At 70.7% G+C, this 232-nt stretch carries 1 protein-coding gene; it reads left to right on the forward strand.

Features of this window, described 5'->3' with window-relative positions; genetic code table 11:
- The coding region (locus ACM0OT_RS23870) for a hypothetical protein (RefSeq protein WP_414566853.1) at positions 1-232 on the forward strand (232 nt) is incomplete at both ends.

Below are 232 nucleotides of genomic sequence, written 5' to 3' on the forward strand. Positions count from 1 at the left end.
CGCCTTCCTGTCCCTGTCCAGCCTGGGCGCGCTGATCGGTCTGACGCGGCTTGGCGTGGGCGCCATCTGGGTGCGTGAAGAAGATGCGCCGCCGCCGGTCGTGGGCGCGGCCGAGTTCACCGCCATCACCGGGCTTCTGGGCGCCTGCGTCCTGCTGGCCGTGTTCGGCGGTTCGGGCCTGCTCTACACCCAGCATACGGCGGAATGGCTGGCCCAGCCGCAAGCCTACGTG

The organism is Anabaena sp. CCY 9613, assembly GCF_963920895.1.
In the GTDB taxonomy this organism is placed as follows: Bacteria; Cyanobacteriota; Cyanobacteriia; order Cyanobacteriales; family Nostocaceae; genus Cyanocohniella.